At 33.3% G+C, this 21,832-nt stretch carries 33 protein-coding genes and 1 pseudogene; 13 read left to right on the top strand and 21 right to left on the bottom strand.

The annotated features are described in order from the left end of the window. The first annotated feature begins 68 nt into the window (after nucleotides 1–68). The gene (gene dmpI, locus SM9_RS04365) at nucleotides 69–254 is read left to right on the top strand and encodes a 4-oxalocrotonate tautomerase DmpI (protein WP_058738979.1); all 186 of its coding nucleotides are present in this window, start codon (nucleotides 69–71) and stop codon (nucleotides 252–254) included. A 3-nt stretch (nucleotides 255–257) separates the two neighbouring features. On the opposite strand, the gene SM9_RS04360 is transcribed toward dmpI, so the two are convergent. Beyond that, nucleotides 258–671 carry a winged helix-turn-helix transcriptional regulator gene (locus SM9_RS04360; protein ID WP_058738978.1) on the bottom strand — a complete coding sequence of 138 codons (414 nt, stop codon included), beginning with the start codon at nucleotides 669–671 and terminating at the stop codon, nucleotides 258–260. A 104-nt stretch (nucleotides 672–775) separates the two neighbouring features. On the opposite strand from SM9_RS04360, the gene SM9_RS04355 reads away from it, so the two are divergent. Both SM9_RS04355 and SM9_RS04350 read left to right on the top strand, forming a co-directional pair. Continuing rightward, complete coding sequence (locus SM9_RS04355) at nucleotides 776–1,978, top strand: MFS transporter (protein WP_058738977.1); 1,203 nt, start codon at nucleotides 776–778, stop codon at nucleotides 1,976–1,978. Between the two features lie 71 nt (nucleotides 1,979–2,049). Beyond that, nucleotides 2,050–3,327, top strand: coding sequence for an O-acetylhomoserine aminocarboxypropyltransferase/cysteine synthase family protein (locus SM9_RS04350; RefSeq protein ID WP_058738976.1), 1,278 nt, complete (start codon nucleotides 2,050–2,052; stop codon nucleotides 3,325–3,327). Nucleotides 3,328–3,344: 17 nt separating this feature from the next. Here SM9_RS04350 and SM9_RS12545 read toward each other — a convergent pair. Beyond that, nucleotides 3,345–4,154 (bottom strand): annotated as a pseudogene (locus tag SM9_RS12545) (nicotianamine synthase family protein). Between the two features lie 70 nt (nucleotides 4,155–4,224). Here SM9_RS12545 and SM9_RS04340 point away from each other — a divergent pair. Next, nucleotides 4,225–4,746 carry a GNAT family N-acetyltransferase gene (locus tag SM9_RS04340; RefSeq protein ID WP_058738975.1) on the top strand — a complete coding sequence of 174 codons (522 nt, stop codon included), beginning with the start codon at nucleotides 4,225–4,227 and terminating at the stop codon, nucleotides 4,744–4,746. On the opposite strand, the gene SM9_RS04335 is transcribed toward SM9_RS04340, so the two are convergent. From SM9_RS04335 to rnc, 4 genes are read right to left on the bottom strand one after another with little or no spacing between them, the layout of a single operon-like run. After that, complete coding sequence (locus tag SM9_RS04335) at nucleotides 4,730–5,044, bottom strand: AzlD domain-containing protein (protein ID WP_058738974.1); 315 nt, start codon at nucleotides 5,042–5,044, stop codon at nucleotides 4,730–4,732. The two genes, SM9_RS04340 and SM9_RS04335, sit on opposite strands and share 17 nt — an antisense overlap. Then, the gene (locus tag SM9_RS04330; protein ID WP_269744797.1) at nucleotides 5,037–5,741 is read right to left on the bottom strand and encodes an AzlC family ABC transporter permease; all 705 of its coding nucleotides are present in this window, start codon (nucleotides 5,739–5,741) and stop codon (nucleotides 5,037–5,039) included. Before SM9_RS04330 ends, SM9_RS04335 begins: the two co-directional genes overlap by 8 nt. 24 nt (nucleotides 5,742–5,765) lie before the next feature. Next, nucleotides 5,766–7,232, bottom strand: coding sequence for a homoserine O-acetyltransferase MetX (gene metX / locus SM9_RS04325; RefSeq protein ID WP_058738972.1), 1,467 nt, complete (start codon nucleotides 7,230–7,232; stop codon nucleotides 5,766–5,768). A 5-nt stretch (nucleotides 7,233–7,237) separates the two neighbouring features. Further along, a complete protein-coding gene (gene rnc, locus SM9_RS04320; protein ID WP_058738971.1) occupies nucleotides 7,238–7,906 on the bottom strand; it encodes a ribonuclease III in 669 nt (222 codons plus the stop codon). A 161-nt stretch (nucleotides 7,907–8,067) separates the two neighbouring features. Here rnc and SM9_RS04315 point away from each other — a divergent pair, with 161 nt between their 5' ends. Then, nucleotides 8,068–8,403 carry a hypothetical protein gene (locus SM9_RS04315; protein WP_058738970.1) on the top strand — a complete coding sequence of 112 codons (336 nt, stop codon included), beginning with the start codon at nucleotides 8,068–8,070 and terminating at the stop codon, nucleotides 8,401–8,403. Between the two features lie 6 nt (nucleotides 8,404–8,409). On the opposite strand, the gene SM9_RS04310 is transcribed toward SM9_RS04315, so the two are convergent. From SM9_RS04310 to SM9_RS04295, 4 genes are all read right to left on the bottom strand, one after another. Continuing rightward, nucleotides 8,410–8,793 (bottom strand): hypothetical protein, encoded by a 384-nt coding sequence (locus tag SM9_RS04310; RefSeq protein ID WP_058738969.1) that lies wholly within the window; start codon nucleotides 8,791–8,793, stop codon nucleotides 8,410–8,412. 10 nt (nucleotides 8,794–8,803) lie between these two features. Continuing rightward, nucleotides 8,804–9,214 (bottom strand): hypothetical protein, encoded by a 411-nt coding sequence (locus SM9_RS04305; RefSeq protein ID WP_058738968.1) that lies wholly within the window; start codon nucleotides 9,212–9,214, stop codon nucleotides 8,804–8,806. A 140-nt stretch (nucleotides 9,215–9,354) separates the two neighbouring features. Then, nucleotides 9,355–9,543 (bottom strand): 50S ribosomal protein L37e, encoded by a 189-nt coding sequence (locus SM9_RS04300; protein ID WP_058738967.1) that lies wholly within the window; start codon nucleotides 9,541–9,543, stop codon nucleotides 9,355–9,357. 66 nt (nucleotides 9,544–9,609) lie between these two features. Then, nucleotides 9,610–9,840, bottom strand: a complete 231-nt coding sequence (locus tag SM9_RS04295) for an LSm family protein (RefSeq protein ID WP_058738966.1) — start codon at nucleotides 9,838–9,840, stop codon at nucleotides 9,610–9,612. A gap of 245 nt (nucleotides 9,841–10,085) precedes the next feature. On the opposite strand from SM9_RS04295, the gene SM9_RS11655 reads away from it, so the two are divergent. The 3 genes from SM9_RS11655 to arfB all read left to right on the top strand — a co-directional run bounded on the left by SM9_RS11655 (nucleotide 10,086) and on the right by arfB (nucleotide 11,812). Next, nucleotides 10,086–10,499: a type II toxin-antitoxin system antitoxin SocA domain-containing protein gene (locus SM9_RS11655; RefSeq protein ID WP_083495831.1), complete on the top strand. Its 414-nt coding sequence runs from the start codon at nucleotides 10,086–10,088 to the stop codon at nucleotides 10,497–10,499. 128 nt (nucleotides 10,500–10,627) lie between these two features. Further along, the gene (locus SM9_RS04290) at nucleotides 10,628–11,110 is read left to right on the top strand and encodes an RNA-binding protein (RefSeq protein ID WP_058738965.1); all 483 of its coding nucleotides are present in this window, start codon (nucleotides 10,628–10,630) and stop codon (nucleotides 11,108–11,110) included. A gap of 9 nt (nucleotides 11,111–11,119) precedes the next feature. Next, complete coding sequence (gene arfB, locus SM9_RS04285; RefSeq protein WP_058738964.1) at nucleotides 11,120–11,812, top strand: 2-amino-5-formylamino-6-ribosylaminopyrimidin-4(3H)-one 5'-monophosphate deformylase; 693 nt, start codon at nucleotides 11,120–11,122, stop codon at nucleotides 11,810–11,812. A gap of 8 nt (nucleotides 11,813–11,820) precedes the next feature. On the opposite strand, the gene SM9_RS04280 is transcribed toward arfB, so the two are convergent. Next, on the bottom strand, nucleotides 11,821–12,231 hold the full coding sequence (locus SM9_RS04280) for a hypothetical protein (protein ID WP_058738963.1): 411 nt from the start codon (nucleotides 12,229–12,231) through the stop codon (nucleotides 11,821–11,823). Between the two features lie 214 nt (nucleotides 12,232–12,445). Between SM9_RS04280 and SM9_RS04275 the strand changes: the two genes are divergently transcribed. Continuing rightward, on the top strand, nucleotides 12,446–13,042 hold the full coding sequence (locus SM9_RS04275; protein ID WP_058738962.1) for a YigZ family protein: 597 nt from the start codon (nucleotides 12,446–12,448) through the stop codon (nucleotides 13,040–13,042). A gap of 31 nt (nucleotides 13,043–13,073) precedes the next feature. Here the strand turns inward: SM9_RS04275 and SM9_RS04270 are convergent, their stop codons facing one another. From SM9_RS04270 to SM9_RS04265, 3 genes are all read right to left on the bottom strand, one after another. Beyond that, nucleotides 13,074–13,184: a rubredoxin-like domain-containing protein gene (locus tag SM9_RS04270; RefSeq protein ID WP_058738961.1), complete on the bottom strand. Its 111-nt coding sequence runs from the start codon at nucleotides 13,182–13,184 to the stop codon at nucleotides 13,074–13,076. A 12-nt stretch (nucleotides 13,185–13,196) separates the two neighbouring features. Then, nucleotides 13,197–13,334, bottom strand: coding sequence for a rubredoxin (locus SM9_RS11650; RefSeq protein WP_083495830.1), 138 nt, complete (start codon nucleotides 13,332–13,334; stop codon nucleotides 13,197–13,199). Nucleotides 13,335–13,408: 74 nt separating this feature from the next. Continuing rightward, nucleotides 13,409–13,570: a rubredoxin gene (locus tag SM9_RS04265; protein ID WP_058738960.1), complete on the bottom strand. Its 162-nt coding sequence runs from the start codon at nucleotides 13,568–13,570 to the stop codon at nucleotides 13,409–13,411. A gap of 382 nt (nucleotides 13,571–13,952) precedes the next feature. Here SM9_RS04265 and SM9_RS04260 point away from each other — a divergent pair, with 382 nt between their 5' ends. Next, nucleotides 13,953–15,404, top strand: a complete 1,452-nt coding sequence (locus SM9_RS04260; RefSeq protein ID WP_058738959.1) for a transposase — start codon at nucleotides 13,953–13,955, stop codon at nucleotides 15,402–15,404. Nucleotides 15,405–15,528: 124 nt separating this feature from the next. On the opposite strand, the gene SM9_RS04255 is transcribed toward SM9_RS04260, so the two are convergent. After that, complete coding sequence (locus SM9_RS04255; protein ID WP_394326120.1) at nucleotides 15,529–16,122, bottom strand: acyltransferase; 594 nt, start codon at nucleotides 16,120–16,122, stop codon at nucleotides 15,529–15,531. A gap of 369 nt (nucleotides 16,123–16,491) precedes the next feature. Here SM9_RS04255 and SM9_RS04250 point away from each other — a divergent pair, with 369 nt between their 5' ends. Beyond that, the gene (locus SM9_RS04250) at nucleotides 16,492–16,902 is read left to right on the top strand and encodes a flavodoxin family protein (RefSeq protein WP_058738958.1); all 411 of its coding nucleotides are present in this window, start codon (nucleotides 16,492–16,494) and stop codon (nucleotides 16,900–16,902) included. Nucleotides 16,903–16,971: 69 nt separating this feature from the next. Beyond that, complete coding sequence (locus SM9_RS04245) at nucleotides 16,972–17,262, top strand: hypothetical protein (protein ID WP_058738957.1); 291 nt, start codon at nucleotides 16,972–16,974, stop codon at nucleotides 17,260–17,262. A gap of 62 nt (nucleotides 17,263–17,324) precedes the next feature. On the opposite strand, the gene SM9_RS04240 is transcribed toward SM9_RS04245, so the two are convergent. Next, on the bottom strand, nucleotides 17,325–17,885 hold the full coding sequence (locus SM9_RS04240; protein ID WP_058738956.1) for a phosphatase PAP2 family protein: 561 nt from the start codon (nucleotides 17,883–17,885) through the stop codon (nucleotides 17,325–17,327). 71 nt (nucleotides 17,886–17,956) lie between these two features. On the opposite strand from SM9_RS04240, the gene SM9_RS04235 reads away from it, so the two are divergent. Further along, on the top strand, nucleotides 17,957–18,979 hold the full coding sequence (locus SM9_RS04235; RefSeq protein WP_058738955.1) for a 7-cyano-7-deazaguanine synthase: 1,023 nt from the start codon (nucleotides 17,957–17,959) through the stop codon (nucleotides 18,977–18,979). A gap of 194 nt (nucleotides 18,980–19,173) precedes the next feature. Here the strand turns inward: SM9_RS04235 and argH are convergent, their stop codons facing one another. The 5 genes from argH to spt4 are packed head-to-tail and all read right to left on the bottom strand — an operon-like array spanning nucleotide 19,174 to nucleotide 21,832. After that, entirely contained in the window at nucleotides 19,174–20,595 is a 1,422-nt protein-coding gene (gene argH, locus SM9_RS04230) for an argininosuccinate lyase (RefSeq protein ID WP_269744796.1), read from the bottom strand. A 52-nt stretch (nucleotides 20,596–20,647) separates the two neighbouring features. Then, on the bottom strand, nucleotides 20,648–20,800 hold the full coding sequence (locus SM9_RS04225; protein WP_058738954.1) for a 30S ribosomal protein S27ae: 153 nt from the start codon (nucleotides 20,798–20,800) through the stop codon (nucleotides 20,648–20,650). 9 nt (nucleotides 20,801–20,809) lie between these two features. After that, on the bottom strand, nucleotides 20,810–21,118 hold the full coding sequence (locus tag SM9_RS04220) for a 30S ribosomal protein S24e (protein ID WP_058738953.1): 309 nt from the start codon (nucleotides 21,116–21,118) through the stop codon (nucleotides 20,810–20,812). 20 nt (nucleotides 21,119–21,138) lie between these two features. Further along, the gene (locus SM9_RS04215; RefSeq protein ID WP_058738952.1) at nucleotides 21,139–21,648 is read right to left on the bottom strand and encodes a GTP-dependent dephospho-CoA kinase family protein; all 510 of its coding nucleotides are present in this window, start codon (nucleotides 21,646–21,648) and stop codon (nucleotides 21,139–21,141) included. Between the two features lie 7 nt (nucleotides 21,649–21,655). Further along, a complete protein-coding gene (gene spt4 / locus SM9_RS04210; protein ID WP_058738951.1) occupies nucleotides 21,656–21,832 on the bottom strand; it encodes a transcription elongation factor subunit Spt4 in 177 nt (58 codons plus the stop codon).

The following is a 21,832-nucleotide window of genomic DNA, read 5'->3' as shown; positions in this document are numbered from 1 at the left end:
AATAAGTGGCATTAATGCCACATTAATTATTTATTTACTTTTAATCAATTTTAAACCGGTGATAAAAAATGCCAGTTATTAGTTTTGATATAGGTGAATTAACTAAAGAGCAAAAAGAAATATTAGCAAAAGAATTCAGCGAATCCGCATCCAGAGTTACAGGACTTCCAATTGAAATGATTTATGTACTGTTCAATGAAAGGAAATTCGACAATGTTGGTGTTGGCGGAGTTCTTTTAAGCAATCAGGAATAGATTTTAATCTATTCTTAAAATTTCTTTATATATTTCCCTTAATTCTTTTTTTGCGTGCTCTGAATAATGTTCATTGTCAATATCATTATCTATTGCAAAAAGCAGCAATTCATAAAATACCTTGTTGAATGACTTTCCTTTTTGTGTGAGGAAATATTGTGTATTTTTTGAATCATCACCATCATTTGTTTTATAAATCAAATCATTTTCCTGCATGGTTTTAAGGCATCTGGATAATGATTTATTATCTAGAGAGGGTCTGTTAACTTTAAATTCATTGAAATGACTTTTGCCTAAAAACAAATCCCTTAAAATATGCAATGTCCATTTGTTGCTAATATACTTGGTAATATCTTCAAGAGGGTTGCGTTCATATTTTCTTTCATAATAATCTAACTTTTTTGAATCAAGAACCATATTAATAGTTATATAAGTATTTACTTTTATCTTTGGTGATAGATGACATTAATGCCACTTCATATTTAAATATCAAATTTTTTATAATATGCATTAGTGATAACATGAATAATGAGACAGTTAAAATGACTAAATTTTTGGCAGTATTATTTGCAATATGTTCTGGTCTTGCAATAGGTAACCTGTATTGGGCTCAGCCATTGCTTGTTCAGATTATGAATGGTTTTGGACTTCCTGCAGCAAACGGCGGATTATTAGTTACCGCAACACAGATTGGATATGCAATAGGAATATTGCTTATTGTGCCATTGGGAGATTTTGTTCAAAGAAAAAGATTGATAAGCATTGTAATGATATTATCCGTAATTGCACTAATATCCTGTGCATTATCCCCCTCATTTATAATATTGTCATTGTCCCTTTTTAGCATGGGGCTTGTAACAATTTCAGGACAAATCATATTGCCACTTGCAGGAGATTTGAGCAAAGAAGAAGAGCGTGGACATATCGTAGGTATCGTATCCTCAGGAATAACAACAGGTATACTGTTTTCAAGATTTGCAAGCGGAATCATTGCAGGAGTGTGGGGATGGAGATCAGTATATCTGATTGCAGCAGCGTTAAATCTGATTATGGTTTTAATCATCATATATGTATTGCCCAAAATTCCAAGAAAAAACAAACTCAAATCATATAAAAAACTTTTATTCAGTGTATTTACTACATTTAAAAGACATGATACATTGCCAAACATATTGCTGCACAGCGGATTGATATTTGGTTTGGTATTCAACATATTCTGGACATCATTAACATTCCTACTCTCAGGATCCCCATTCAATTATGATACATTTCAAATCGGACTTGTGAGTTTGGCCGGACTTACTGCAGCAGCATTCGGATTGGGAATTGGAAAATTGCAGGACAAGGGATTAAGCGTGCCTGCACTTGGAGGGTTCATAATTATCAGTTTCATTACAATGATATGTGGATTCATATTCTATGATTCGATTGTCGCCATTGTAATCATTGCTGCCATATTGTCAGTAGCTGTACAGGGAATATCTGTTTTAACCCAGACAAGACTGTTCAATTTATCCAATGAAGAAAGAAGTAGGTTGAATACTGTTTTTGTTGTAAACAACTTCATATTTGGAGCTGTTGGAAATGCATTGGCATCATTTTTATGGTCATTGGGCGGATGGACATATGTGATGATGGCTGCAAGTTTGATTTCATTAATAGCTTTGATAGTATGGTTATTCTCAAGAAGTTCTTTCAACGAAATAGATGCTCAAGGATTTTAAATTGGTACCATATAAATAAAAACAATGAATGATTAAAATAGTATTATTAATTATACAAATGAGGTTAAAATATGAAAAAATTTCACGAAAGAACATTAGAAGTTCATGCTGGAGAAATGGCTGATCCAGTTACTGGTGCAAGAGCAACTCCAATTTATCATACAAGTTCATATGCATTTGAAAGTGCAGAAAAAGCCAAAAAATTATATGCTTTGGAAGAAGAAGGACATATTTACACAAGAATATCAAACCCAACCTCTGAAGTTTTAGAAAAACGTGTGGCTGCAATAGAACATGGTGTGGCAGCACTTACCCAATCAACGGGAATGAGTGCCATTTTACTATCTATCTTAAATATTGCCGGAAACGGTGATGAAATAGTATCATCCAACAATTTGTATGGTGGAACATACACCCTATTTAAAAATACAATGCCTAACTGGGGAATTAAAGTCAATTTTGTAGACACCCATGACCTTGATGCTTATCGCGAAGCAATAAATGAGAATACAAAAGCAATATACTGCGAATCAATAGGTAATCCTCAGCTTGACATTCCTGATTTTGAGGCATTATCTGAAATAGCTCATGAAAACGACATTCCATTAATTGTAGACAATACTTCTGCAATCACTATGGTAAGGCCAATAGATCATGGCGCAGACATTGTCGTTCACTCAGCAACCAAATTCCTATCAGGTAACGGTACAAGCATGGGAGGTATGATTGTTGACGGTGGAAAATTCGACTGGACAAACGGCAAGTTCCCAATGTTTACAGAACCTGATGAATCATATCACGGACTGGTATATTCTGAAGCCTTCGGTGAAAAGGCATACATCATGAAGGCAAGAGCTCATTTGATGAAGGATTTGGGAACAGTGATGAGTCCTTTAAATGCATTTTTAATCATCCAAAGCTGCATGACATTATCATTAAGAGTCAATCAGCACTGTAAAAACGCTTTAGAAATAGCTAAATTCTTAAAAGACCACGAAGCAGTATCTTGGGTTAACTATCCTGGACTTGAAGACAATGAAAATCATGGGATGGCTGAAAAATACCTTAACGGCAATTACGGTTGTATCGTGAGCTTCGGCATTAAAGGTGGAATCGAAGAAGGTAAAAAATTCATTGAAAGCGTTGAGCTTTTAAGCCATGTTGCAAACATTGCAGATGCAAAGACTCTTGTTATCCATCCTGCAAGTACAACACACTCAAACATGACAGAAGAAGAACAGCTAGACAGTGGAATCACACCTGATTTCATCAGAATGTCTGTCGGCATTGAAGATGTTCGTGACCTGATTGAAGACATCGACCAGGCACTGAAAAAAGCAATTGATTAAGGGTTTAAAACCCTTTTTTATACTATTTTTCTAAGCAATACACTGGTATTGTTTGAATTTCCTATTGGAAGAAGCATTACTTCCTTATGGAATCCTCTTAAAATCGTATTGGTTAGCGGTGCATATAGGATTGCCCTCATACCACTGTATGTTCTGACAAGAACAGGAGTCTTTTCATCGACAATTTCCCAAACATTGGAAAATACCCTATCTTTTGGCTCAACAAATGCCGCAACCACCAAAATATCAAAATCTATATCCTTCAGCAGCGTTTCATCACCGACAAGTATCTCTATTCCGTCATCAGGCCTAATTTTTGAATAACTTCCCTTGACAGTTCAGCCACATCTTCCTGGATTTCAATGCCTATGCATTTGCATCCGAATTTTTCCCTAAACAATATTAAAGTTAACGGCAATGGTCCGCTTCCAACAAATACGAATGTCTTATCTTCATGCCAATGTGCCATTGGATTCGTTAGTAAGAAGACCGTGATACCTTTCATAGAAAGGGAATGTGTCCAAAGTAGCTTTCGGATCATCTGATTCAATTATTTCCATGGCATTTTCTGTTTCCAGTCTTGCACCGACATATAGATAGAATTTCCTGATTAGCGGAAGTGCCTGATTCATTTTCTCATCATCCAGAATGTGTTTTGCAGAATCAAAATCTATTGTTTCATCATGAGCTATAACTTCTATCTCATCAAGAAGAGAAGTTATTTCACTTAAATCAACACTGCCCAAATCACCTATTTCATCTATTCCATAACTTTCCAACTTTGAAGCGATTTCTTCAATTTTAGGCCAATATTTCCAGCAACTCATATTATCACTTAATAGGTTATATTATAGTATTGAATAAACTTTAATAATTTAATTTAAAAAAGTATCAACAATGATATTGAAAACAAGCCGTCTAACATTAAGGCCATGGATGGAATCTGATGCAAAATGCCTATTTCATTTTGCAAAAAATCCTAATGTTGGTCCGATAGCAGGATGGCCTCCACATGAAAGTATAGATGACAGTTTAAATATTATTAAAACAGTCTTTTCCAAAAGAGAAACCTATGCAATAATCAAAAATGACATTCCGATAGGGTGTGTGGGACTTCTGTTTCATCCGGACACAAATCACTGGTGGGGTGAAGGCTCAGCCGAACTTGGATACTGGATAGCTGAGGAGTACTGGGGAAACGGTTATGCCACAGAATCATCAAAAGCATTAATTGAACATGTTTTCAATGATTTGGATCTTAAAACAATATACGCAACATATAGAACTGAAAATATCCGGTCAAAAAAAGTTTTAGAAAAACTGGGCTTCAGATATTACACTGAAATGCAGAATGAAAACTATTTAGGCGAAATCTTCAATGAAATCGCCATGAAACTTGAAGCTAAATCATGGGAATAATAGAATAAACCGTCACTAAAATAACCACAGTCAATATTACGATAGCACCAAGCGGGACCTTTTTCCAGGATAGGCCTGCTGCAACAACCGCACCAATCAAACCGATATACCATAACTGATTGTCAACTGTCAGTACTCCAGGACAAATCAGGGCAGCAAGGGCGGTATATGGAATCAGATTCAGGAATTTTTCAACTTTCGGTCCGAAATTCAACTTATCGACAAAAATTGCCGGAATCAGACGTGGAATGAATGTTACAAGAGCGCATCCCAATATGACTATGTTAATATCAATCATTTGATGCCTCCATGAATGAATCGTCAACAATATACATTCCAATCAACGCACCGATAAGGGTTGATAAAATCAATGACCAGTTGCCTACAACAAACTGCAATATTACATTCAATATCGCAGTTATTACAACTAGCAAACCCAGACGCTTATTGTTCTTAACAGCGGGGACAAGAATAGCAATAAATAGTGCATATAATGAAATGTTGAAACTGTTAGTAACTATCACCGGCAAAAAGTCCAGCACAAACACTCCTATGACAGCACCCAAAATCCATGAAAGCCATGAAGTCAATGCAAGACCAATATAGAACCATGATGATGATTCCTTTTCAAATGAAAACAGGGCAAATGATTCATCTGTAACTAAATGAGCAGACAATACATTAATGGCAAGGGAGTTTTCAGTCATCTTGTTGTATACTGCAGTGTTCATTACCATATACCTTAAGTTAACGACAAAGTTAGTCAGTATGATGGCTATTGCAGTGGCTCCATTTGCCACCATTGTCGCACCAATTATTTCTCCGGCACCAGCATAAACCAGAATGGAGAATGAAACAGTCTGAAAGGGATTAAATCCTGCCTTTAAGGCCAACGCAGCATAACCTATGCCCATTGGAATATACCCGAATGCTATAGGAATGGCACTCTTACACCCATATAAAAACTTGTCTCTTCTGGAGATAATACTAAACACCTTAAAAAATTAATAAAAAAAGAGTTATGAAAACATGTTATTGATCTGATCGGTAGTTATCATTCCTTCAACAACAAAATTCTCATCAACGACAGGCAAACATGAAATGTCATATTTGCGCATCATTCTTGAAATATCTTCAATTGAATCGCTTGAGCGACAGAACTTGACAGTCTTTGTCATTATGTCCTTTAGATTTTCACTGTTTGTTGCAATTGATTTTGACAAATCCCAGCTGGTAACAATACCTATCAGCTTATTGTCATCAGTGACAACAGGCAGGTGGGTTACGTTCTGCTCAAGCATCAATTTAGCGGCAGTCTTAACGTTATCCTCTTCTCTGATTGTCGTGACATCAGTTGTCATCAAATCTGCAACAATATTATCAGAAAGGAATTTAGACAACAGATAATTTAGCTGACCCTTTTCAAGAAGAAATGCATCATGACCATAATTGGATTTAATTTCAGAAAATGACACTTCCACATCATTTGCATTGAGTGCGGCAACTATTTCAGTACTTTGTTCAGTCGGATATAGCCAATCTGAATCAACGGATATAACTTCCAGCTTACATTTGACATTTCTGAATCCTTCAATTACAGAGTTGTCCACAGACAAATCAAACAGGTCAACTGCCTTTGTAATATACAAATAGCTGTTTGCATCAAAACGCTTTACAAAGCTTTCACCCTGGTGATGCAAATAACTTTCAACCTGGAAATCCATAGATAAGTCATAGCTTATTTCATCCTTATCCTGCAAGTCACGTCCAAATTTAAGATACATTGACTCATCACTCAAATATGTGATATGAGCTATCATACGAGCTACAGACAATCCGTTTTTAGGAGATTTTCCAGTACCATAGTAATTGCCCTCATTCCAGTTAGGGTCTGAAAATATTGACTGGCGACCTACTTCATTGAATGCGATTTGCTGAGGAGAAGATCTTGCAGTTGTAGCCAACGGAATTGCCTTTTTCATCATTTCAGGATAGGATACAACCCATTGAAGAACCTGCATACCACCCATTGATCCTCCAATAACTGCATACAACTGATGAATGTCAAATGAATCAACCAATGCCTTTTGAACATCAACCATGTCCTTAATGGTTATGACCGGAAATTCAAGACCATATTCATGACCAGTCTTTGGATTGATTGAACTAGGACCTGTCGTTCCTTTACATCCACCCAATACATTAGAACAGATTATGAAGTATTTTTCACTGTCCAATACTTTTCCCGGACCGATAATCATTTCCCACCAGCCAGGCTTTCTGTCTCCATTGTGCCAGCCTGCCGCGTGAGCATCCCCAGTCAATGCGTGACATATCAATATAGCATTGTTCTTTTCCTTGTTTAATTCTCCGTAAGTTTCATAAGCTACAGTAATATTGTCAAGAGACTTTCCGCTTTCCAATACAAATGGATAATCTATGTTTAAAAATTTTGTCTCAACAATACCTACTGAATCCTTATCCATTAAAATCACCTAATCATAGTTAAATTCATTATTGCTTCTTTTGCAGCAGATTGCTCGGCTTCTTTTTTATTCTTTCCTTTTCCAATACCCATCTCTTCATTATCAAGATAAATGGCCATGACAAAAGTTTTATCATGGGGAACTCCATGTTCTTCAAGGAGTTCATATCTTATTTTCATTTCATGAGAATCACAGTATTCCTTGATTTTTGATTTGTAATCGTGGAAGAACACCTTTTCCTCATCAATATATACAAATATGATTTTGGCTATGAATCTTTTAGTGAAAGCAAAACCCTGATCAAGGAACAGTGCTCCCAAAAATGACTCAAATATATCTGAAGTTATTGACAAGACTTCATTATCAGTCAAATTCATTTCATCAACAGATACCTTGAGATAATCCTTTAATCCCAAATCATGAGAATAATGAATCAATGCTGTCTGACATACAAAGTTTGCTCGAAGCTTGGTTAGTTTTCCTTCGCCATATTTTGGATACTTTTTATATAGATACTCGGAAACTAACATATTCAATATAGAATCACCTAAAAACTCCAAACGTTCATAATCATATTTGATTCCATGTACTGTTGCGTATGAACCATGCATGAAGGCCATTTTATAATAGTCTTCATTATTTGGTTCTATACCAAATTTTTCAAATAAATTCATGTTAAGCCCAGACATATTATTTATATAATAATAAATAATTATGACTTTTAATTTATATAAACTTCATCATATATAACAATTGTGATATATTACTTGTCAAATGCTCTATCTCTTTGCTTATATAGTATTCATACAAAAAAATCAACTAAGGATTTGGTAAAATGATTTTAAATTGGAAAGAAGAAATAACAAAAATAGACCCTGACATGAAATTTAGAGCTCAAGGCGGATGGTTAAAAACAATAGAAGAACTTGACAAAAGTGTAACAAACGGATACTCCCTTGTAGGAGATTTTGTAAAAGCAGGGGACTTTGAAGAAGAATACATGGAAGGAATATATCTTGACTGCAATAAAGAAGGAACAGCTAAAAAACCTCAAATCGATTATAGACTCTTTAGATTCAGAGACGGTAAAGTAAGATTATTGGATCTGGTAATTGATGCTCAAAAAAGTTGGGCACAGGATTTTTGGGATGCAGTAGAAGATGAATTATAAAAAGAGTTAGTTAAAATAGCCTCTCGGCATGAATTTTGAAACTCTTTTAAAATTCTTTAAATCTTCTTTTGTTGGACAGTAATACTCTTCAAGCAAAAGAATAATATGGTCCTGATTTTGAGAAAAGTTCTTTTCCTTGCCATCGATAATGCCTCTGAAATTAACACCAAAGCTTCCGGTGCCACCAATATTAACCTTTAGCTTCTCGGAAGAATTGAAACCGTCAAAAAATCTTTCGATTTCTGCAGTCTCAAAAAGAGGTGCCTTGATATTAAAAGCCATGAGCTTGTTATGAGTACTTTCACGAAGCCTTACATAGTTTTGATGAATTTCAATAGACTCGTTGTCCTTAACTTTTGTAATTTTAATGTAGTTTTCGTCGCTGTACATAGATTAACCTCTAGAGAATATGCTTTAGACTGCAACAGTCACAGGTAGGTTCAAGATAATTATCTTTAGGCATGTTGCTTGCCTGCTGCATTATCAATGAAACCTCAAATATTGCATCGGGATTGTTACTTACCTTTTTGCTTACATTAGACAGTCCCCGGTAATTGACAGGAATTGCACCTGTTTGGGAAATGTCATAGAAAAACAGCTCACCGCTGTTGAAATCAGAAAAAAATTCATCAAGCTGCTTTACCTGTTTTGGAGACATTGAAAAGTTAACGCTCATCAATCTGTCCTGTCTTTGCTTGATGCCGACATATTTGATGTTGACCGCTAAAAAATCGCCGCTGTCTTTTGTAAATACAATACATTCATCCAAATTAACATTTTCTTTTTGTGCTAAATCATCTAATTGAGACATGATATACACCTCAAAAGTTAAATAAAAATAAGATAAAACGAGTATATAAATTTAACCATGCCTAAAAATTTAGTGATGATATCTAAAAAAAGTGGTTTTGTGAAGATTAATTTAATAATCTCCAATAATTTTACACCAACTTAAACTAATCTTTGTCTAGTAGTTGGTTTTTTATTTTGCCAGCTGTATCTCCTTAATTTACTGGATCTACCAAATCCGCAAGAAGCACAAACTTTTTTACGTATGTGATAAGTGTTTTTACCACATCTTCTACATCTAATATGGGTCTTTTTATTCTTTTTACCCATTGATGGAGTTCCCTTTGCCATTGATACACCTCCTCCATTATTTTTATTATTAATCTATAGTTAGCTTAAACAATTATTGAATAATATTTATGGTGAAATATAAACAATATTGTCTCCTCTGATGAGGACAACACCTAATCTTCTAGTAACTTCTCCATCTTGTAACTCTTCAGCATCGTTTAAAACTAAATTCATGTGTAAATCGAAGCTTTTGAGTATACCTCTAAATTCACGGTCTCCTTTGAGTTTTATTAAAACTGGAGCATCGATAGATTTTCCTAATGCATCAAGTGGTCTTTGAACATTTTGTCCGCTCATTATATCACCTTATATTACCATTAATTGTATTTTTTAAAAGTTTTTTAAAAAGCAACCATATAAAACAATTGCTTGTATTAGAAATAATATAATCAAGTTAAGATAAGACAAAACCTAATTAAAACTAATAATAAATTATATAATCATACTAATATATAAATGTTAGTATTTTTAGCAAATAATTAGTTATCAAATGCTCTCTTGCACTTTTCTTTTAAATATATGATTTCAAACAATAAAACACTATGCATTTTGACAAAAATGAATATATGAAACTCCTAACCTACATTCTATCGAACTGCTATGACAAGCCCCATGTCGGAAAAACAGTAATCAGTACAGCACTGTATTTTACCGATTTCAACTACTATGAAATCTATGGAGAACCACTGACAAAAGAAACATACCTCAAATCCAAAAAAGGCATAATACCAAAGCATTTCAACAAGATTACCGAAGAGATGATAGAAAAAAACAAGCTATACTTCAGAAAGGAACCCCATTACCACACGGTGCTGCACAGATACTACCTGAAGCAGCTTCCAGACATAAGATATTCAAATAAGAAAAAAAATCTGATAAACCGCAGCATAAGACATCTGATTACAAAAAATGCAACAAATATTCTGAAGTATGCAAGCAAAGACCCCCATACATGAATACAGAATTCAATCATGAAATAAACTATGACAATGTATATTACAGAGATTCAAGATATTCGTTTAGAAAAAAATTTATTAATTTATAAAATAATATTATTATTAATCAATTGAAAAGGAAATAAACCATGGCAATTAAAGTTAAAAAAAGAAATTTCTTAAAAAAGAAAAAGATAAAACAGATAAAAAATGAATTAGGAGATTATGGTAGCCTTCTTGAAAACAAAAAGAATGTTGAAATTCTAGAGGCTGAACCGAATTCGTTTATATTAGTTGATGGTGAACCTTATATCATAATTATTGATGAAAAAGCATTTCCAACACTCAAAGCAGCTTTAGCTAATGCAATTGACGGCAAAACCGTTACAGTAGATATGGGAGCAGTACGCTTCGTGACAAACGGTGCAGACATTATGAGTCCGGGAATTGTAGCTGCAGATGAGGGAATAGAACCTAGAGACATTGTTTTGATTGTAGATGAAACACACCACAAGCCATTGGCAATCGGAGTGAGTCTAATAACCGGTGAAGAAATGGTTGAAAATGACTCCGGAAAGGCAATCGAAACAAAGCATTTTGTCGGCGATGAAATTTGGAACTTCGAACTGTAGGTGATACAAGTGGCAGAATTACGATACAGAGCTGGAAATATTCGTGACCCCGGTGTCCATAAGGTAGGAATAATTGCACTTGGATCTCATTTAGAGAATCATGGTCCCGCACTGCCAATTGATACTGACGCAAAGATAGGTGCACACATTGCATTTCAGTCATCTTTAAGATCAGGAGCAAAATTTCTGGGAGTGATATTTCCTGCATATGAACTGGATGAAATTGACCATGGCGTGCACGTATCCCTTGAAGAACTAAAGGAAAATGTAATAGAAACATTAAAATCAGCAAAGAAATTTCTGGATATTGAAAAAGTAGTTATAGTTAACGCACATGGCGGAAACTTACCATTAATGCCAGAAATCTGGGACATTGAAGAAAAAACAGATTTGATTATCGTAATGAACAATAAGATAATATCCACAGAAGGACCTCATGCGGGAAGCGGGGAGCTGTCCATGGCAAAGGTTCTTGGAATAATAAACGAAGAAGAGTTACACCATCAAGCAGACGTGAACAAATACGTTGAAGTTGGTCTGCATGGATTTAAAAAAGCACGTGAAAATGATCCCAACATAGAAGAAGGAGCATTGGACGTTGAAGAAAATGGAGTATATGTTGACGAAGAATACGGACAACAACTCTTCAATTTAGCTATTGATACAGTACTCTTCGATGTTGAAAAATTACTTGATTTTTAAGGAGTTTATTATGTAGAACTACCACCAGAACTACTACCACCAGAACTACTACCACCAGAAGAACTACCACCAGAACTACTACCACCAGAAGAACTACCACCAGAAGAACTACCACCAGAAGAACTACTTCCACCACTGGAAGAATGGTCTTCTGTAGTTTCTACCTGGCTTGATGAAGAACTACTACTTGAACTACCTGAATCAGTATAAGTTTGAACAGACCCGGAACCCTGTGAACTACTACTGCTGGATCCGGAATTATCACTAGTATTTCCAATCAATGGAGTCTGATTTGTATTATTTCCTAAATCAAAGTTTAAATGATATGTGCCTGTCATTGCGGCAAAAGCACTAGCAAAGCCAAATGCTATAACAGCAATTACCAAAATCACTAAAACAGTTGCAGAACGACTTGCCATATTTTAACACCATAAAAATTAATTAAAAATAATATGTCCAATGTATAATATATACTTTTTTGTTAGAAAAATTATCAATAATAAATTAAAATAGTTAATTAGAGCTTTTTTTACTGAAAAAACCAAAATAGTCGCCGTTAGAATACAGCCAATATTAAAGAATAACATGCCCTTTGATAAAAATATATAAAATTTAAAAATATAATTAAATATAATGAAGACAATAGCAAAAGCGGTTGAAAGTGAAATAAATGTCAAAAAATCACAGTTCATATGCCATTTATTTCCAACCAAGACTAAAAAGGAAAGCAAAGAAATCATATTGAAGGTCAATGAGCAATACAACGATGCTACACATAATTGTACAGCATATATTGTATCAGATGGCGAAGGTTTTGATGATGACGGCGAACCTGGCGGAACTGCAGGTAAGCCAATGATTAATGTTTTGAGAAAAAATGAACTGCATAATGTGACTGCTGTTGTTACCAGATATTTCGGCGGAATCAAGCTTGGTGCCGGAGGACTAGTCAGAGCATATTCAAAATCCGTTTTGGAAGCTATTAATGAAGCTGAAATATTGGAAGTAGAACTTTATGATATATATAAACTTATTTTTGAATATTCAGACATCAAACTAGCAGACGGTGAAGTCAGAAACAACAATTTAGAAGTAATTGCCAAAGATTATTCTGATAAGGTCATATATGAAGTTGTTTCAAAGGACTTCAGAGATATTGAAAAAATATTTGAAAAATATAATGGTGAAATAAGTGTTGAATTTAAAAATAAAGAAGTTTTGGTTAAATAAATTAAAAAAAATAGTTTTGGAAGAACAAAATTTATTGTTCTTCGAAATTACTAGCGTCTACACCGCACATTGGACAGGTGAAGTCATCTGGTAATTCATCAGCTTCATGAACGTATCCACATACTTTACAAACGAATGCCATAATTATCTCTCCTTATTCTACTTTAGAAAACATATCTTTTGTTGCTCCACACATTGGACATTTGTAGTCATCTGGGAGGTCTTCAAAAGCAGTTCCTTCAGCGTCATCATCATATACGTATCCGCACATATTACATTTCCATTTTGCCATAATTTTAATCTCCTTTTAAATAACTAAAATTAGTTTTTCAATAATTAAATTTATAGTAGATTGTAATATATAAATTATTCTACTTCTTTAAACATTGATTTGCCAACACCACATTTTGGGCATTTAAATGCATCAGCAAGTTCTGAAAATGGTGTTCCAGGCTCAACTCCCCTTTCAGGCAAGCCTTCATCTTCATCATATATAAATCCACAAAGTTTACATTTCCATTTTGCCATAAAAAAAATCTCCTTTGTTTTGTTATATATATTAAGAATAAGATAATATAAATAGTTAATTGGTTAGAGTGTTGGCGGAAATTATTAGTTATTAATAACTGTTCAACTTTTTACTAATTTTTTAAATTAATTTTAAATAATGTTCAATCATGTATTTTCAATTTTTTTGCTTGATTTTTCTTATTTTTTTCATTTCTTGAGATTTTAAACTTCAATTTTTCCATACTATTAATATTATTGTTAATATTTGATAATATTAGTTATTTATTTTTTATTCTTACTATAAGTTATTAAAATCTATTTATATTACAAATTACAAATATATAATTAATTATAGTTAATTTTATAATTATTTAATTAATTATATGGAGTTTTGATTTATATGATTTTGAATTCACTTATTCTGAGTGATAAAAGTAGGGAAATTGATGAAATGGATGAAGAATTTCAGCTTATGTATCTTACATCCATTATTGTTGATAGTGCTTTTAATTTCTTTAAAATTGAACGAATAACGTCTGATAAAGGAAAACCACCATTTGAACTTAAAGATATGATTAAACTAATTTTTTATGGTTATATTAATAAAATAACAAGTTCTGTGGTCTTGGCCCATAATGCAAAATTTAATTATTTATATAATTTAATTTCACATGCTATTGAACCTAAAGATCGAACTATTCGAGATTATCGTGAGGATTTTCAAGGAATTTTCAAGTTTATTATGAGTTTTATTCTAATTGTGGCTAATAAACTGGGTTTAACTGATTTTGAACATATTGCGATTGATGGGACAATCAAAAAGGCATATAATTCACCATTTAATATAATTAAAGAAAAAGACATTAGTCTATTAATTAGACATTATATGGTTGAAGAATTGTCAAAAAATGAAATTAAACAGCTTAGAAGAACAGCAAGAAAATTTCTAATGGATAATTCATTATCTGACGAAGAAAAAGTCGATATTTTGTTTCATTGGTGGCAGTTGTTAGATTATTCTGGCCAAGTGTCACTGGCTTTAAATGATCATGACACTCGATTAATGAAAATAAAAGATAAAGGACAAAAATATCCAAAATTTGCATATAACATACAATTGGGGACAGATACAAAATCAAAGTTAATTTGTGGAGTTAATGCAGTTCAAAATCCCACAGACCATTACCAAATCCCAGCATTAATGAATCAAATACTCGTTAATTTACAACTTAAACCCCAAAAAATTAGCACGGATACAATATATTCAACACTAGCAAATCTGCAATATCTCGAAGAAATAGATATCACTGCCTTAATTCCAACAAAACAGCAAAATAGACAAAATTCAGGCAATCAACCTGACAATCCATTTGCTATAGATTACTTTGTTTTTGATGAATATAAAAATGTTTTTATTTGCCCAGAAAAACAAGAATTAACCCTTGACGGCTCATATCCAGCACCACAAGAAAAAGGAGGAGGAAATAAAATCAAATTAGTCTATTCCAACTACACAGCTTGCAAAAAATGCAAACACAAAGGAACCTGCCACACAACAAACCACAGAACAATAACAAGATACGTTCATGAAGTTACATACAAAGTAGAACGATTAATGTCCACAGAAGAAGGAATAAAAGACTATAAACTACGTTCAAAGACAGTAGAAGCACACAACGGAACTTTCAAAAGAATCTATGATTATGACCATATCCCAATAATTGGATTAAAAAGAGTACAGAACCTAATGTTCGCCATTGTAGCATCATACAATCTAATAAGATTATTTAATCTAATAAAAATAAATAAAATGGATTTAAATTCAGTTATTAACGCAATAAGATTCATATAATTAACTTAATATAAGAAAAATAAAATGGAGAAAATGAAAAATGTTCAAAATTAAATAATTTCCACCAACACTCATGAAAATAAAAAAAAACAATAAAAAAAAAGTAAAGAAATTAAAAGAAAAATTATAATTTATTAGGAACTTTTAAATGGTCTGGAAGCGGTTTGATTCTTGCAGGAGTTCCTATAGCTAAATAAAATGGAGGCACACTATGAATTACTATAGCCCCAGCAGCTACAATAGATCCTTCACCAACCTCAACATTAGAAAGAAATGTGGTGTTTCCACCGATTGAAGCTCCTCTTCTTATACGCGGACCCTGAAGTTCATAATTAATACGAACAGGATATTTATCATTTGTAAAGCAGGCACATGGACCTATGAAAACATTGTCTTCAATGACTGAGTTTGTCGGAATGTATACATTGGACTGGATGCTCACATCATTTCCAATGATTACATCACCTTCAATTACGGTGTTTGTTCCAATCAATACATCATCACCTATGTTGGTGTTTTCCCTTATAACTACATTGTGCCCTGTTCTGAAATTGTCGCCTATGACAACATCATTATATATGATTGAGTTTGATCTTATGGTATAGTTGTTTCCGATTACAGGAGGCTTTGAGCTTGGAGAGTATTCAACACCGAATTGTATATTGTCCTTTGGATTGAATTGTAAAGGTTCCTTTACCTGCGGCCTTTCTTCAACAATCAATTCATCATAATCATCATATCTTTCAATTGGCTGGGGTCTTTCGATATAGCTTGCAGGCTCCTTTTGATAAACAGGTCTTTCTGCCACAGGCTGTCTTTCATTTAATCTGGAATACTCTGAATCGAATTCATCATAGCCCCGATGATTTCTTTTTTGTGGTTGTTTATCATCCAATGATGATGAGAATCTTACCATAATATCTAACCTTTATTGAATTAAATTAGTTTTATTAATGAATAAAGTTATGTAATTAATTACTATATATATTAACTGGTTCAATTATATTGATTTTTGGAAAAAAATAATTGCAGAATTTAATCAATGTTGAATATAATTTTAAATATATAAAAAAATATACAAAAAAATATGAATATTGCAATCAGATATTATACAAAAACAGGCAACACAAAAAAACTTGCGGAAGCCTTAAGCGAAGCAGTAGGTGTTGAAGCATTGACCGTAGATAGCCCACTAACAGAGGACGTTGATATACTATTTTTAGGAAGTGCCGTTTATGCGGCAGGAGTGGACAGTGAAATCAAGAAATTCATAGAAAGCATTAATGTGAATGTCGGAAAAATCGTCAATTTCAGCAGTGCGGCCCTAATCGAATCCACATACAAACAAGTCAAAAAGATAGCTGAAGACAACAACATTACAATGGCTGAAGAGGAATTCCACTGCAGAGGAGCATTCAAATTTGTTCACAGAGGCCACCCTAACGATGAAGATGTAAACAATCTTGTTGAATTCGCTAAAAAAATTGTTTCACCCTAATACCCCTTACAAAGTTACAAAATCTTTATATAACTATTAAGGTAAACTAATAATAACGAAGGTGTAATTATGCATTTAAAAGATTTACTCGATACATTAGGATTAAGACTAAAGTTACCACAACACTGGTACTCAACAGACATCAGCAATGACTTTGAAGAAGGAAAACTAGTAGAAAATGGAGATGTAGTTATAATTGAAGCGGAAAATGGCGATAAATTAAGAAGAATTACCATTGATGTCAATGACGGAATGTCCATCATTACACTCCATCCCGACGGAAAAGAAATAGGTGTTAAATACCTAGACAACAAGGATGACTTTGAATATATCGGAAAAATTAGTGACTTGAAAGACTAATTATTCCCAAACTCTTTTTTAAAAAATAAGAAAGGATTAAAAATAATCCTTCAACCCAACCATCATAAAACGAAATTTATGATTCTGTTCCACAAATCATAGATTTTATCTTCATATCTATAAACAAGATAAGCGGTTACGATTCCAATGATAGCACCTGCCAGGACATCTAATGGATAATGGACTCCGACATAAATTCTTGAAAATCCAATAAGAATACCCCAGAATAATAATACAACAGCCCATAATTTATTTCGTAATTTAAACATCAAAACGGATATGACTGCAAAAGTTGAGGTAGTATGTCCGGAAGGAAATGAATTAGGATCATCTTCAGCAATTAAGAGATGAACATTGCTTAATGAAACAAATGGTCTTGGCTCCAGAACAGCATTCTTTAACAAAACGGCAATTCCTCCAGCTATCAAAAGGGACAATGCACACAATAAAACTATTCTTTTAACATTATCATTCTTGTATATGATGGATAAAACAAACACTAAAACACAAGCCACAATCAATATTTTGAATCCGCCCAAATGAGTAATTATAGGCATTATGAAATCAAAAAATGGATTTTGCAGATTATGATTTATATAATTAAAAAGATCAACATTAATCAAAATAAAACCTCATATGATATATTAATTTTATAATTTAAATAGTATAGTGCCAAAACTTAATATAAGGTGAAATTGTGTACGATGAAAAGTTCATTCTAGATGAAGTCAACTCCATAAGACGTGAAATTGGCCATGATGAGGTCAGCATATATATCGAAGAGACCTACTTCAACAAGGATACAAATGAGCTATGGATTATAACTGAAGACCGGCCAGATAAGTCCGCCATAATCGGAAAAGGGGGATGGGTTGTCGGAAAGCTCAGAGAAAAACTTAATCTTGAAAGCATTCACGTTGAAAGCTATGGAGATTTCCTGCAAAAGGAATATAAATTAAGACTATCCAAAAGGACAGTTGAAAATCTGGATTTGAATTTAGTGGGTATTGATAACCTGAAAAAAATAATAAAAGATAAACTAGACAATATCTACAGTTTCAATTATGAGAATTATCTGAAAAATAATGAATTTAATGAATCAAAAAATACCGAGGCAGTAGTTGCCCTTTCAGGGGGTGTTGACAGCAGCTTTTCACTGATTTTAGCCAAAGCATTAGGTTTTAATCCTATAGCCATCACAATAGATCCTGGAACAATAATCCTTCCAAACCAGTATAAACAGAATATAAAAATGATTACAGAAAAACTAAATGTCCCGCATGAATATCTTAAGGCAAATTATCAGGATGTAATCACAGAGTCATTGACGGGAAAACTTCACCCCTGTGGAAGATGCTCAAAAAATACTGGTGAAATTGCAAAGCAATATGCAAAAGATAATGAAATTCCAATACTTATCTTTGGAGATATGCTTGCAACAGGTACACAATGCATAAATAAACAGGACGATTCATTATATAGACTAAACCTTCCAGCAAGTTTATCAACAGGCAAGCAAGAGATAAAATCCTTAATCAGAAACTATGATTTAAAGGAGTTTAAAGGATTCGGATGTCCCCTTCTTTATGAAGTTCACAGAAAATATCCCCACATAAAAAAATATTCCATCCAAAGAATACTTAGAGAGACAAGGTCATCAGCCCTTGAACCAGGTGAAGCCCTAGACCTGATATGGAGCTTCTATAAAACAAAGTAAAATCAAAATAATGATTAAAAAGAAATATTCAGCCATCAATGGAAGCTGAGCTTACATGAATTTATTCAATGTATTCCATAAACAACCGAATATTATCCAGATAACCATGTTATAAATTTCTTATAACAATACTAATTTTATAAAAAGAAATATATAAATTATTAGGTAAACCTAAAAAAATAAGTTAAAGGAAATTAAATTCCTTTTTTCTCAAATTCTTCATTTAAAAATACTTTAATGTTATCACGAGCTAAATCAACCATTTCTGGAGCCGGCCCACCGACTACACGCCTAATCTTAACATTTTCTGTCGGGTTTAAAGCTTTTTGTATTAACTCATCATCCAAGTATAACTTATCAAATCCTAAATCGACAGCAATATCATCAATAAAATCAGAAGTAATGTCTTCTTCAACCATATTGTTTGAAGTTGCTTCATTTACAATACGGCCAACGATTTTATGAGCTGTTCTGAACGGAACTTGCTTTTCACGAACCATAATATCTGCCAGGTCAGTTGCAGTTGCAAAATTACGGCCTGCTAGCTCAGCACATCTTTCGGTGTTGAACTTAACAGAAAGCAACATACGGGTAACAATTGACAAGGTATCTTCAGTTACTTTTAAAGCATTCCATAAATGAGGAGTGATTTCCTGCAAATCACGATTGTAAGTGTATGGAATAGCTTTTAATATAGTTAAAATAGTAACAAGTTCACCGTTGACAATTGTGGATTTTCCACGAGCCAACTCTGCAACATCAGGATTTTTCTTTTGAGGCATGATTGATGATGTTGATGAATATTCATCAGCCATATCAATGACTCCAAATTCATATGTACTCCAAAGAATTAGTTCTTCACAGATTTTGGATAATGTGGTACATAAAGCTGTTAGGTCGAAAACAGTCTCAGCAACAAAATCCCTTGCTGAAACTCCGTCCATTGAATTTTCCAAATAAGAATCAAAACCCAATAATTTAGTGGTCAATTCTCGATTGATTGGAAAACTGGTAGTTGCCATAGCAGCAGAACCTAACGGATTTAAATTAACACGTTTGTAAGTATCTTCCAGACGTTCATAATCTCTTTTTAAAGCCTGAACATGTGCCATCAAATGATGTGCAATAGTGATTGGTTGAGCATGCTGCAAATGAGTGAATCCTATAAATACATCATTCAAATGCTCTCCAGCCATTTCAACTATTCCTTCCATAAATTCCAAGATTCCAATTTGTATACCGATAATCCTTTCCCTTAAGACTAAACGGATATCAGTTGCAACCTGGTCATTACGTGATTTTGCAGTATGCATGAAACCTGCCTGAGGTCCGATTTTGGAAGTCACATAATTTTCAATAGCCATGTGAACGTCTTCAACTGATGGATCAAAGACTAAAGCATCAAAGCCTTCTTCTTTAAGAGAATCTAGAGCACATAAAATATTATCTGCAATATCAGAATCAATAATTCCTTCATGTTTTAACATTGAAGTATGTGCAAAATTAGTTTTAATGTCCGCTTCAAAAAGCAACTTATCGGCATCAAAAGAAGAAGTGTATTCAGCCGCTTCATCAGTCATTCCTGTTTTAAATCTACCGTTTCTTATATTATCCACAAGAATCACAACTTAAAAAAATTAAAAAAAGAAAAAGATTTAATTAAAAATCTTATTTTTTCATTTCAGTGTATCCGCATTTACCACAAGCTACTCTGTCACCATGGTCTGCCATGAATACACCTTCACCGCAACGAGGACAAATTTGGTTTTTTCTTTCAAGTTTGTCGCCATCTACTTTGTAAAGATCAGATTTTCTTACCATTAAAATCACCTATTCTTCTTCATCTTCAGCTGGTTCAGCAGCTTCAGTATTTTTAGCAATTACATGTTTAGTTTCAATGTATTCTAAATCTTCTACGGTATCATAAATTTTAGCATAACCTACTGCTTTAGGTTCACCGTAGTGTGGTTGAACATTGTCAACAACGATTAAATCTTTTTTAGTGTTTAATAAAGCAACTAATTTAGATTTAATGTCTAATACTTTAGGAGTAGCTTCTCCATCGTAATCAACATAGAATTTGATTTCTTTTCTATTAAACAATTTATTTTCTTTTTCTTCAAAAATATCAATTTCCATAATTAAGCCTCACTTAATATTTATTCTTCAATAAATGCATCAATCAACGTTTGAGCTTTATTTATTGTATCAGAAACTTTTAAAATAACTAAACCTTCATTAGGTTGACCATATAAAATGGTTGTATCCTCACTAGCCATCAAGATACAAGGAAGAACTGCAAGATCTTCTTCCCCAGCTACATCAATTACATAGCATTCGCCATTGCTACATAATTCAAGAGCTTTGCCTATGGTTTCCCATAGATCATCAGTAATAGTTCCAGCAGGATTATTAGCTTTTAAAATGTTTTCCGTATGTATAACATCATGATTGTAATTTTTTCTCTGAACTAAATTATCAATAATAGCAAGATTAGGATAAATCTCATGATCTATGAGATTAGAGAAAGTTGCATCACCTACAGAAATTAAAAACTCAGAAGATTTAATCTCATCAATCGCATCTTCAAAATCAGGATATAATTTACCTAACGGTTTTTTAAGTTCAATGATTATATCTTTATTTAATTCTGCATCTAAACGTAACACTTAATCACTACCTAACTCTTAAACAGTATTCACCAGGAATCTTAATATTTAATTCACGAGCCAATTCAGATTCTTCAGGATTAGTGATAATTAAAAGACCACTCCAGTTATCGGAAGTAGGATTACCACATGATGGGCAACGATCTTTATTTGATAACATTTTACAAACAGTACACGCTTTCAT

This window comes from Methanobrevibacter millerae (assembly GCF_001477655.1).
Taxonomy (GTDB): domain Archaea; phylum Methanobacteriota; class Methanobacteria; order Methanobacteriales; family Methanobacteriaceae; genus Methanocatella; species Methanocatella millerae_A.
Note: the sequence above shows the minus strand (reverse complement) of the source record. Positions and strands in the feature narration are given on the sequence as shown.

Excerpts from the sequence above, each read along its gene's own strand:
- dmpI (WP_058738979.1), top strand. The coding sequence starts at position 69 with ATGCCAGTTATTAGTTTTGATATAGGTGAATTAACTAAAGAGCAAAAA.
- SM9_RS04360 (WP_058738978.1), bottom strand. The coding sequence starts at position 671 with ATGGTTCTTGATTCAAAAAAGTTAGATTATTATGAAAGAAAATATGAA.
- SM9_RS04355 (WP_058738977.1), top strand. The coding sequence starts at position 776 with ATGAATAATGAGACAGTTAAAATGACTAAATTTTTGGCAGTATTATTT.
- SM9_RS04350 (WP_058738976.1), top strand. The coding sequence starts at position 2,050 with ATGAAAAAATTTCACGAAAGAACATTAGAAGTTCATGCTGGAGAAATG.
- SM9_RS04340 (WP_058738975.1), top strand. The coding sequence starts at position 4,225 with ATGATATTGAAAACAAGCCGTCTAACATTAAGGCCATGGATGGAATCT.
- SM9_RS04335 (WP_058738974.1), bottom strand. The coding sequence starts at position 5,044 with ATGATTGATATTAACATAGTCATATTGGGATGCGCTCTTGTAACATTC.
- metX (WP_058738972.1), bottom strand. The coding sequence starts at position 7,232 with ATGGATAAGGATTCAGTAGGTATTGTTGAGACAAAATTTTTAAACATA.
- rnc (WP_058738971.1), bottom strand. The coding sequence starts at position 7,906 with ATGAATTTATTTGAAAAATTTGGTATAGAACCAAATAATGAAGACTAT.
- SM9_RS04315 (WP_058738970.1), top strand. The coding sequence starts at position 8,068 with ATGATTTTAAATTGGAAAGAAGAAATAACAAAAATAGACCCTGACATG.
- SM9_RS04310 (WP_058738969.1), bottom strand. The coding sequence starts at position 8,793 with ATGTACAGCGACGAAAACTACATTAAAATTACAAAAGTTAAGGACAAC.
- SM9_RS04305 (WP_058738968.1), bottom strand. The coding sequence starts at position 9,214 with ATGTCTCAATTAGATGATTTAGCACAAAAAGAAAATGTTAATTTGGAT.
- SM9_RS04300 (WP_058738967.1), bottom strand. The coding sequence starts at position 9,543 with ATGGCAAAGGGAACTCCATCAATGGGTAAAAAGAATAAAAAGACCCAT.
- SM9_RS04295 (WP_058738966.1), bottom strand. The coding sequence starts at position 9,840 with ATGAGCGGACAAAATGTTCAAAGACCACTTGATGCATTAGGAAAATCT.
- SM9_RS11655 (WP_083495831.1), top strand. The coding sequence starts at position 10,086 with ATGCATTTTGACAAAAATGAATATATGAAACTCCTAACCTACATTCTA.
- SM9_RS04290 (WP_058738965.1), top strand. The coding sequence starts at position 10,628 with ATGGCAATTAAAGTTAAAAAAAGAAATTTCTTAAAAAAGAAAAAGATA.
- SM9_RS04280 (WP_058738963.1), bottom strand. The coding sequence starts at position 12,231 with ATGGCAAGTCGTTCTGCAACTGTTTTAGTGATTTTGGTAATTGCTGTT.
- SM9_RS04275 (WP_058738962.1), top strand. The coding sequence starts at position 12,446 with ATGAAGACAATAGCAAAAGCGGTTGAAAGTGAAATAAATGTCAAAAAA.
- SM9_RS04270 (WP_058738961.1), bottom strand. The coding sequence starts at position 13,184 with ATGGCATTCGTTTGTAAAGTATGTGGATACGTTCATGAAGCTGATGAA.
- SM9_RS11650 (WP_083495830.1), bottom strand. The coding sequence starts at position 13,334 with ATGGCAAAATGGAAATGTAATATGTGCGGATACGTATATGATGATGAC.
- SM9_RS04265 (WP_058738960.1), bottom strand. The coding sequence starts at position 13,570 with ATGGCAAAATGGAAATGTAAACTTTGTGGATTTATATATGATGAAGAT.
- SM9_RS04260 (WP_058738959.1), top strand. The coding sequence starts at position 13,953 with ATGATTTTGAATTCACTTATTCTGAGTGATAAAAGTAGGGAAATTGAT.
- SM9_RS04250 (WP_058738958.1), top strand. The coding sequence starts at position 16,492 with ATGAATATTGCAATCAGATATTATACAAAAACAGGCAACACAAAAAAA.
- SM9_RS04245 (WP_058738957.1), top strand. The coding sequence starts at position 16,972 with ATGCATTTAAAAGATTTACTCGATACATTAGGATTAAGACTAAAGTTA.
- SM9_RS04225 (WP_058738954.1), bottom strand. The coding sequence starts at position 20,800 with ATGGTAAGAAAATCTGATCTTTACAAAGTAGATGGCGACAAACTTGAA.
- SM9_RS04220 (WP_058738953.1), bottom strand. The coding sequence starts at position 21,118 with ATGGAAATTGATATTTTTGAAGAAAAAGAAAATAAATTGTTTAATAGA.
- spt4 (WP_058738951.1), bottom strand. The coding sequence starts at position 21,832 with ATGAAAGCGTGTACTGTTTGTAAAATGTTATCAAATAAAGATCGTTGC.